At 67.3% G+C, this 6,628-nt stretch carries 6 protein-coding genes; all 6 read left to right on the forward strand.

Features of this window, described 5'->3' with window-relative positions; genetic code table 11:
- Positions 1-143 precede the first annotated feature (143 nt).
- On the forward strand, positions 144-2,156 hold the full coding sequence (locus ACFWFI_RS39720; protein ID WP_387400335.1) for a protein meaA: 2,013 nt from the start codon (positions 144-146) through the stop codon (positions 2,154-2,156).
- Positions 2,153-3,178 carry an HpcH/HpaI aldolase/citrate lyase family protein gene (locus ACFWFI_RS39725; RefSeq protein ID WP_387400337.1) on the forward strand — a complete coding sequence of 342 codons (1,026 nt, stop codon included), beginning with the start codon at positions 2,153-2,155 and terminating at the stop codon, positions 3,176-3,178. Before ACFWFI_RS39720 ends, ACFWFI_RS39725 begins: the two co-directional genes overlap by 4 nt.
- 2 nt (positions 3,179-3,180) lie before the next feature.
- Positions 3,181-3,708 carry a MaoC family dehydratase gene (locus ACFWFI_RS39730; RefSeq protein WP_065846947.1) on the forward strand — a complete coding sequence of 176 codons (528 nt, stop codon included), beginning with the start codon at positions 3,181-3,183 and terminating at the stop codon, positions 3,706-3,708.
- Positions 3,709-3,710: 2 nt separating this feature from the next.
- The gene (locus ACFWFI_RS39735) at positions 3,711-4,916 is read left to right on the forward strand and encodes an acyl-CoA dehydrogenase family protein (RefSeq protein ID WP_387400340.1); all 1,206 of its coding nucleotides are present in this window, start codon (positions 3,711-3,713) and stop codon (positions 4,914-4,916) included.
- A 182-nt stretch (positions 4,917-5,098) separates the two neighbouring features.
- Entirely contained in the window at positions 5,099-5,746 is a 648-nt protein-coding gene (locus tag ACFWFI_RS39740; protein WP_361577471.1) for a phosphatidylserine decarboxylase, read from the forward strand.
- On the forward strand, positions 5,733-6,587 hold the full coding sequence (gene pssA / locus ACFWFI_RS39745) for a CDP-diacylglycerol--serine O-phosphatidyltransferase (protein ID WP_387400342.1): 855 nt from the start codon (positions 5,733-5,735) through the stop codon (positions 6,585-6,587). The genes ACFWFI_RS39740 and pssA overlap by 14 nt, the downstream gene beginning before the upstream one ends.
- Positions 6,588-6,628 lie beyond the last annotated feature (41 nt).

Raw genomic sequence — 6,628 nt, forward strand, 5'->3', positions numbered from 1 at the left:
TACGACGTCCACCGCAACCTGCACCAGGGCAAGGTCGGCGTGCTGGCGCTGGCCCCCGCCGAAGGCCTCGGCGTGCGCGACGCCGAACTCCGCGAGCAGCACATCGACGCCATCAACCGCTTCCGCAACGTCTGAGGTCCACGATGACCGAACGTCAGAAGGACCGTCCGTGGCTCATGCGGACGTACGCCGGTCACTCGACCGCCGAGGCGTCCAACGAGCTCTACCGGCGCAACCTCGCCAAGGGCCAGACGGGTCTCTCGGTCGCCTTCGATCTGCCCACGCAGACCGGCTACGACCCCGACCACGTCCTCGCCCGCGGCGAGGTGGGCCGGGTCGGCGTGCCCGTCTCGCACCTCGGTGACATGCGGCGGCTGTTCCAGGACATCCCCCTGGAGCAGATGAACACCTCGATGACGATCAACGCGACCGCGATGTGGCTGCTGGCGCTGTACCAGGTGGTCGCGGAGGAGCAGGGCGCGGACCCCGACAAGCTCCAGGGCACGACGCAGAACGACATCGTGAAGGAGTACCTGTCGCGGGGGACGCACGTCTTCCCGCCGGGACCCTCGCTGCGGCTGACGACCGACATGATCACGTACACGGTCAACCGCATCCCGAAGTGGAACCCGATCAACATCTGCAGCTACCACCTGCAGGAGGCGGGGGCCACTCCGGTCCAGGAGATCGCGTACGCCATGTCGACGGCCATAGCGGTACTCGACGCCGTGCGCGACTCCGGGCAGGTGCCCGAGGAGAGGTTCGGGGACGTCGTCGCCCGCATCTCCTTCTTCGTGAACGCGGGCGTCCGCTTCATCGAGGAGATGTGCAAGATGCGCGCCTTCGGGCGCATCTGGGACCGGGTCACGCGCGAGCGGTACGGCATCGCGAACCCCAAGCAGCGCCGCTTCCGCTACGGCGTACAGGTCAACTCCCTGGGGCTCACCGAGGCGCAGCCGGAGAACAACGTCCAGCGCATCGTGCTGGAGATGCTGGCCGTCACGCTCTCCAAGGACGCCCGCGCCCGCGCGGTGCAGCTGCCGGCCTGGAACGAGGCGCTGGGGCTGCCGCGTCCCTGGGACCAGCAGTGGTCGCTCCGTATCCAGCAGGTGCTGGCGCACGAGAGCGATCTGCTGGAGTACGAGGACATCTTCGCCGGTTCGCATGTCATCGAGGCCAAGGTCGACGAGCTGGTGACCGAGTCGCTGGCCGAGATCGACCGGATCCAGCAGATGGGCGGCGCGATGGCCGCCGTGGAGTCCGGCTATCTCAAGTCGGAGCTGGTGTCCTCGCACGCGGCGCGGCGGGCCCGGATCGAGGGCGGCGAGGAGAAGATCGTCGGCGTCAACATCTACGAGACGACCGAACCGAACCCGCTGACCGCCGACCTCGACGCCGCGATCATGACGGTGGACCCCGAGAACGAGGCCAGGGTCGTCGCCGCGCTGCACGAGTGGCGCGACAACCGCGACGAGGCCCGTGCCACCGAGGCGCTGACGGCCTTGAAGAAGGCGGCGGCGGGCACCGAGAACATGATGGAGGCGACCGTCGAGTGCGCTCGGGCGGGCGTCACCACGGGTGAGTGGTCCTGGGCCCTGCGCGATGTGTTCGGTGAGTTCAGGGCGCCGACGGGCGTCTCGTCCGCGCCGGTGGCCGTCACCGCGGAGGCGGGGACCCCGCTCGCGCTGGTCCGTGAGAAGGTCGCCCGCACCGCCGACGACCTGGGCGTCGGACGACTGCGCCTGCTGGTCGGCAAACCCGGCCTCGACGGGCACTCCAACGGCGCCGAGCAGATCGCCGTGCGGGCCAGGGACGCCGGCTTCGAAGTGGTCTACCAGGGCATCAGGCTGACGCCCGAGCAGATCACCGACGCCGCTCTGGCCGAGGACGTGCACTGCGTCGGCCTGTCCATCCTGTCCGGCTCGCACGCCGAGCTGGTGCCGGACGTGCTCAACCGACTGCGCGAGGCCGGTGCACCGGACATTCCGGTGATCGCCGGCGGCATCATCCCCCCGGCCGACGCGCAGGCCCTCATCTCCGCCGGCGTCGCCGCCGTCTTCACCCCGAAGGACTTCGGCATCACCGAGATCATCGGCCGTATCGTCGACGAGATCCGGAAAGCGAACAAGCTCGACCCTCTGGAGGTCCCCGCATGACCACGCCCAGCCCGTCGCCCGCCGCCACCCCGATTCCGGGCGGCTCCGCCGCGCACGACTCCGCCCCCGTGAACCGTCTGCGCCCGCGCCGTTCCTGTCTGGCCGTGCCGGGCTCGAACCCGCGGTTCCTGGAGAAGGCCCAGGGTCTCCCGGCAGACCAGGTGTTCCTGGACCTGGAGGACGCGTGCGCGCCGCTCGCCAAGGAGGGCGCCCGGCACCACATCGTCGACGCGCTCAACAACGGCGACTGGACGGGCAAGACCCGGGTCGTGCGGGTGAACGACTGGACGACGCACTGGACCTACCGCGACGTCATCACCGTCGTGGAGGGCGCGGGCCCGAACCTCGACTGCATCATGCTGCCGAAGGTCCAGGACGCGCAGCAGGTCGTCGCGCTGGACCTGCTGCTGACCCAGATCGAGAAGACGATGGGCTTCGAGGTCGGACGGATCGGCATCGAGGCGCAGATCGAGAACGCCAAGGGCCTGGTGAACATCGACGACATCGCCGCCGCCTCCCCGCGTCTGGAGACCCTGATCTTCGGCCCGGCCGACTTCATGGCCTCCATCAACATGAAGACCCTGGTCGTCGGCCAGCAGCCGCCCGGTTACCCGGCGGACGCGTACCACTACATCCTGATGCGCATCCTGATGGCGGCCCGCACGCACGACCTGCAGGCCATCGACGGCCCGTTCCTCCAGATCCGCGACGTGGACGCGTACCGCGAGGTCGCGGGCCGCGCGGCGGCGCTGGGCTTCGACGGCAAGTGGGTGCTGCACCCCGGTCAGGTCGACGCGGCGAACGAGGTGTTCTCGCCCTCGCAGGAGGACTACGACCACGCCGAGCTCATCCTCGACGCGTACGACTGGTGCACCTCGGAGGAGGGCGGCAAGAAGGGCTCGGCGATGCTCGGCGACGAGATGATCGACGAGGCCAGCCGCAAGATGGCCCTGGTCATCGCGGGCAAGGGCCGCGCGGCCGGCATGCAGCGCACCTCCAAGTTCGAAGCTCCGGAGGCCTGACCATGCAGTTCGGACGCACTTACGAGGAGTTCGAGGTCGGTGCCGTCTACAAGCACTGGCCCGGAAAAACGGTCACGGAATACGACGACCACCTCTTCTGCCTGCTGACCATGAATCACCATCCGCTGCACATGGACAGCAACTACGCCGAGAAGACGACCGATTTCGGGAAGAACGTCGTAGTCGGCAACTACATCTATTCGCTGCTGCTCGGCATGTCGGTTCCGGACGTCTCCGGAAAGGCGATCGCCAATCTGGAGGTGGAGTCGCTGAAGCACGTCGCGCCGACCTTCCACGGCGACACCATCTACGGCGAGACGACCGTGCTCGACAAGACGCCGTCGAGGTCGAAGAGCGACCGCGGCATCGTCTACGTGGAGACAAAGGGCTACAAGCAGGACGGCACGCTGGTCTGCGTGTTCCGCCGCAAGGTGATGGTCCCCACCGAGACGTACATCAAGGAGCGCGGCGGAGAGCAGCCGGGCCGCCCCGAGCTCAATCAGCCGTCGAGCAAGAACGTGGAGAAGTAGCCATGAGCCGACTCGCGCAGACCGCCGGTCTGACGGATATCCAGCAGGAAATTCTCTCCACGGTACGGGATTTCGTCGACAAGGAGATCATTCCTGTCGCCACCCAGCTGGAGCACCGGGACGAGTATCCGGCGGACATCGTCGAAGGACTCAAGGAGCTCGGCCTGTTCGGGCTGATGATCCCGGAGGAGTACGGCGGTCTGGGCGAGTCGCTCCTCACGTACGCGCTGTGCGTCGAGGAGATCGCCCGGGGCTGGATGAGCGTGTCGGGCATCATCAACACGCACTTCATCGTGGCCTACATGCTCAAGCAGCACGGCACGCAGGAGCAGAAGGACACGTTCCTGCCGCGGATGGCGCTGGGCGAGGTGCGGGGCGCGTTCTCGATGTCCGAGCCGGCGCTGGGCTCCGACGTCTCCGCGATCTCGTCCAAGGGCGTCAGGGACGGCGACGAGTACGTCCTCAACGGCCAGAAGATGTGGCTGACGAACGGCGGCACGTCCACGTTGGTCGCCGTACTGTGCCGGAGTGACGAAGGACACCCCGAGGGCACGGCCCCGCACAAGTCGATGACGACTTTCCTGGTGGAGAAGGAGGCGGGCTTCGGAGAGGTCCGTCCCGGTCTCACGATCCCGGGGAAGATCGACAAGATGGGTTACAAGGGCGTCGACACGACCGAGCTCATCATGGACGGACTACGCATTCCGGCCAATCGTGTGCTGGGCGGCACCACCGGCCGAGGTTTTTACCAAATGATGGACGGCGTCGAGGTCGGGCGGGTAAATGTTGCCGCGCGTGGCTGCGGCGTCGCACAACGTGCGTTCGAACTGGGCGTGTCGTACGCCCAGCAGCGTCAGACCTTCGGAAAGCCGATCGCCCAGCACCAGGCGATCCAGTTCAAACTGGCCGAAATGGCCACCAAGGTCGAAGCCGCTCATGCGATGATGGTGAATGCAGCGCGCAAAAAGGACTCCGGGGAGCGGAACGACCTGGAGGCAGGGATGGCGAAGTACCTCGCCTCCGAGTACTGCAAGGAAGTCGTCGAGGACGCCTTCCGTATCCACGGCGGCTACGGCTTCTCCAAGGAGTACGAGATCGAGCGCCTCTACCGCGAGGCTCCGATGCTGCTGATCGGTGAAGGTACCGCCGAGATCCAGAAAATGATCATCGGTCGCCGGCTGCTCGAGGAGTACCGGCTCCAGGGCTGAAATGTACCTTTCGAGGTGATTTGGTGGCGAAGAACATCACACCCTGTCAACCTCGTCCGGAGCCTTTCAGCTGTCCGACTCGGCTGCTGGCTTGCCCAGTTGCCGCTCGCACCCGATAGCATCGCCGGAAAGCCGCCGTCCCCCCGTTGCCAGCGCGGCATCATCCGCTACGAAGGTCATCCATGCCCGACAGCCAAATCCCTGCAACGCGCGGCGGGGTCCGCCTCGCCCGCGGAGCATCGCCGTGGCTCCTCCCGACCGTCGCCACCGCGGCACTCAGCCTTGCCCGGGCCCGCAAGTCCGGACGCTGGGCCGCCGTGGCCGTGCCCACCACCGCGCTCGCGGCGGGCATGCTGTGGTTCTTCCGCGACCCCGAGCGCGAGATCACCCAGGGCCGCGTCATCTCACCCGCCGACGGCGTGGTGCAGAGCATCATGCCGTGGAAGGACGGGCGCACCCGCGTCGCGATCTTCATGAGCCCGCTGAATGTTCACGTCAACCGGGCTCCGCTGGCCGGCACCGTGACCTCGGTCGAGCACATCCCGGGCGGGTTCGTCCCGGCGTTCAACAAGGAGAGCGAGAACAACGAGCGCGTTGTCTGGCACTTCGACACCGAGCTCGGCGACATCGAGATGGTGCAGATCGCGGGAGCGGTCGCCCGTCGCATCGTCCCCTACATCCCGCAGGGCACGAAGGTGGAGCAGGGCGAACGCATCGGTCTGATCCGCTTCGGCTCGCGCGTGGACATCTACCTTCCGGAAGGTGTCGATGTCGCGGTCGAGGTCGGCCAGGCCACGACCGCGGGGGTGACTCGAATTGACCGTGATTGATCCAGACACTCAGGCGAGCTGGGTTCCCGAGGCCGAGGAGCAGGACGACGCCGAGGACATGCCGCTCTCGATGCGGCTGTCGATAGCGGACACCCTCACTCTCGGTAACGCCACCTGTGGCTTCATGGCGGTGTACTTCACCACCACGGGGATCCTCATCCCGCACCTCACCGGCAGTGACGAGTCGGGCATGGCCCGGCACTCCGCTGCCACCGCCGTGATCCTCATGCTCATGGCGGCGGTGTTCGACCTCTTCGACGGGCTCGTGGCACGCAAGCTGCGTTCCTCGCCGATGGGTGCGGAGCTGGACAACCTCTCCGACCTGATCAGCTTCGGCCTCGCACCGGCGTACTTCGTCCTGGTGTACGGCATGGTCGCGGACGACGCACACCAGAGGGTGTCGGCGCTCGCGGCGATCGTGGTGCTGCTGGCGGTGGTGCTCAGGCTTGCGCGGTTCTCGTGCGTGACCTTGAAGGACGGCATGTTCCAGGGCATGCCAAGCCCCTTCGGAGCGCTCACGGTCGTCTCGATCGTGCTCCTGGAGCTGCCCTTCGTGCCGACGCTCCTCGCGATCATCGGGGTGGCGTGGCTGATGGTCAGCCGGGTCGAGTACCCGAAGCCGCGAGGCGTCCTCGCGGTGGCGATGCTCAGCTGGATCGTGGCTGCGATGGGGCTGCTCGCCGCCTGGGCGTTCGACGCCCCCGGCGGTCAGCTGCTCCTGCAGACCGGCTGCGCGCTCCAGGTCGTCCTGGGGGCGGTGATCCCGCTCTTCGCCACGGCACGGCGGGTGAACACCTTCCGTGACAACCGGCGCGAGGCGCGGGCGGCGCAGCTCCCGTAACGACGCGGAACGTGACAACGAGGGCCCGGATGCTCCCCAGC

The organism is Streptomyces sp. NPDC060209 (assembly GCF_042728155.1).
Taxonomy (GTDB): domain Bacteria; phylum Actinomycetota; class Actinomycetes; order Streptomycetales; family Streptomycetaceae; genus Streptomyces.